Source organism: Roseibaca sp. Y0-43 (genome assembly GCF_020667835.1).
Taxonomy (GTDB): Bacteria; Pseudomonadota; Alphaproteobacteria; order Rhodobacterales; family Rhodobacteraceae; genus Roseinatronobacter.
Genome location: NZ_JAFMPR010000029.1, coordinates 1 through 2,876, shown reverse-complemented (window position 1 = coordinate 2,876; position 2,876 = coordinate 1). Strand labels below are relative to the sequence as shown.

Annotated in this window: 3 protein-coding genes; all 3 read left to right on the top strand. The window is 59.6% G+C overall.

Going from position 1 to position 2,876, the window contains the following annotated elements; translation table 11 throughout:
• Nucleotides 1-146 precede the first annotated feature (146 nt).
• The 3 genes from tnpA to tnpC are packed head-to-tail and all read left to right on the top strand — an operon-like array spanning nucleotide 147 to nucleotide 2,598.
• Complete coding sequence (gene tnpA, locus J1C52_RS14930; protein WP_227428724.1) at nucleotides 147-548, top strand: IS66-like element accessory protein TnpA; 402 nt, start codon at nucleotides 147-149, stop codon at nucleotides 546-548.
• On the top strand, nucleotides 545-895 hold the full coding sequence (tnpB, locus tag J1C52_RS14925; RefSeq protein ID WP_227428723.1) for an IS66 family insertion sequence element accessory protein TnpB: 351 nt from the start codon (nucleotides 545-547) through the stop codon (nucleotides 893-895). Before tnpA ends, tnpB begins: the two co-directional genes overlap by 4 nt.
• A gap of 59 nt (nucleotides 896-954) precedes the next feature.
• Nucleotides 955-2,598: an IS66 family transposase gene (tnpC, locus tag J1C52_RS14920; protein ID WP_227428722.1), complete on the top strand. Its 1,644-nt coding sequence runs from the start codon at nucleotides 955-957 to the stop codon at nucleotides 2,596-2,598.
• The last annotated feature ends 278 nt before the right edge of the window (nucleotides 2,599-2,876 follow it).

Below are 2,876 nucleotides of genomic sequence, written 5' to 3'. Positions count from 1 at the left end.
GTGCCAGAGAACGAATCACGCTAGATTCAGGCAGGTCAACCCTAAATATGGCCACCTGTCTGGGACTTGGCCCAACTTGTGGGTAACTTCAAGCCGCCGAGGGCCGTCTGGCTGTTTAGCGGGCTGAGCGTTTATCGAGTGTCCTTATGGACGCACACGAAGACACCCACCGCATTCAAGTTTTGTCAGTTTCTGATACCGGCCGCCGTCGCCGTTGGACGGATGACGAGAAAGCCCGGATTGTTGAGGAAAGCCATTGCGACGGCGTGACATTGGCCGAGGTCGCGCGGCGCCATGAGATATCGCGTTCGATGCTCTACGATTGGCGCTATCGGCACAAGTATGGGATGCTTGGGTGCGCGACGCAATTCATGCGCCTTGTTCCCCAAGACGATGGGCCGGCTTCTGAAGGCCTGCCCCCCGTGCCTGCGTCGCAACCGCCCGTAATGACAATCGATCTCGGCGAACGATGTCGTGTGATAATCCCTGCTGATTTTGACATGGAAGCGGCCGCGCGCTTGCTCAATGGCCTGAGGTTGCTGCGATGATCGCGTTTCCGGCTGGCACGAAGGTGTGGATTGCAGGTGGAGTGACTGACATGCGGCGTGGGATGAACACCTTGGCATTGTCGGTGCAGCAGGGACTTGGTCGTGATCCGCATGGCGGCGAAATCTTCTGCTTTCGTGGCCGCAAAGGCGATCTTGTGAAACTGCTCTGGCATGACGGGGTCGGCATGTCGCTCTACACAAAGCGGCTGGAAGCGGGGAAATTCATTTGGCCTGTGAGCCGGGATGGGACGGCAGTTTCAATATCGGCCGCACAGCTCGGCTATCTTCTCGAAGGGATCGATTGGCGTAATCCGCGCTGGACGCAAAGGCCTGCAAAGGCTGGATAATTCATCCTGAAACCCCTGTTTTTATTGGCGATCCGGGGCAATTGTGGTAGTCCTCTGCCATGTCAGATGCCGCTTCCGAAATCGCCAGATTACGCGCTGAACTGGCCGCACAAACGGCCCGTGCGCAGGCCGCCGAACGCGACCTGGCGCAGGCGCGTGCCTTGGCGTCTTGCACGGAAGCGATGATCCAGGAATTGAAGCTGGAGATCGCCAAGCTGCGGCGCGACAAATATGGCATCTCCTCCGAACGCCGCGCGCGGCTGATCGATCAGCTGGAGTTGCAGCTTGAGGAATTGGAAGCCGCCGCCACGGAAGATGCGCTGGCGGCGGAACAAGCAGCAGCGCAGGACAAGACCAGCACCGTGCGCGCCTTCACGCGGCGCAAGCCCTTGCGCAAACCCTTTCCCGACCATCTGCCGCGTGAGCGTGTTGTGGTTGAGGCGCCGACCACCTGCACCTGCTGTGGCTCGGATCGCATTGTGAAGATGGGCGAGGATGTCACCGAGACGCTCGAGGTCATCCCACGGCAGTGGAAGGTGATCCAGACTGTGCGCGAGAAATTCACTTGCCGGGCATGCGAGAAGATCAGCCAGCCACCTGCACCCTTCCACACCATTCCCCGCGGATGGGCCGGGCCGCAACTGATCGCGATGGTTGCTTTTGACAAATATGGTCAGCATCAGCCACTGAACCGGCAATCCGAGCGCATTGCACGCGAGGGCATCGATCTCAGCTTGTCCACCCTGGCTGATCTGATCGGTCATGCCTGCGTGGCGCTGGCTCCGATCCACGAATTGATCGAGCGCCATGTGCTGACCGCAGCGCGCTTGCACGGCGATGACACGACGGTGCCGCTTCTGGCGCGCGGCGGCACCAGGACAGCGCGGCTCTGGACCTATGTGCGCGATGACCAGCCGTGGGGTGGCAGCGCGCCACCTGCCGCCTTGTTCAAGTTCTCCCGTGATCGCCAGATGATCCACCCAAACAAGCATCTCGCTGGCTGGCAGGGTGTTCTGCAAGCCGATGCCTATAGCGGCTACAATGACCTCTATCTGGCTGACCGCAGCCCCGGCCCTGCGCGCAGCGCACTCTGCTGGAGCCACGCACGACGCAAGTTCTTCGAACTGGCCGATATCGTCGGCAACGTGCGCAAGAACAAGCCCGCGCATGACATCTCGCCCGTCGCTCTGGAGGCAGTGAAACGTATCGACGCGATCTTCGATATCGAGCGCGAGATCAATGGCATGGGCGCGGATACCCGCCTTGCCGTGCGGCAGGAGCAATCCCGGCCACTGGTCGAGGAGCTGCACACCTGGTTACTCGGCGAACGCGCGCGAATGTCGAAACACAACAGCGTCGCAAAGGCCATCGACTATCTGATGCCGCCCAAGGGTGACCGATGGGATGCCTTCACCGCTTTCCTCGATGATGGGCGTATCTGCCTGACCAACAATGCCGCCGAACGCGCTCTCAGAGGCATAGCATTGGGAAGAAAGTCGTGGCTTTTTGCGGGGTCTGAACGCGGCGGCGACAGGGCGGCCTTCATGTATACCCTGATCGTCACCTGCAAGATGAACGACATCAATCCCCAAGCCTGGATGGCAGACGTCCTGGCGCGCATGCCGGACATCACCGTGTCACGCTTGACCGAGCTGCTCCCGTGGAACTGCAAGGTCATGCAGGAAGCCGTCAAGGCCGCGTGACCGCGTCCCTCGCCGGATGCTTACTGTGCGAATGTATCACTGAGCAAATCTTCGTAACTCAGGCTAAGCGCGACACCGGGGCTATGCGCTTCAACTTGGTTCAGTGCGCCCTGACAGGCACGACAATGCTGTACAGCAACCTGAAGAATCTGATCTCGGTTGAAATCTTCCTCTTTACTCAGCCTGAACCGCTCCGGTTTCGCCGGAGACTGTTGAGTTCGTATTTCAAGCTGCAATTTTGTCTGACTTCAAGGCCTCCTTATATTTCTCCTCGGCTT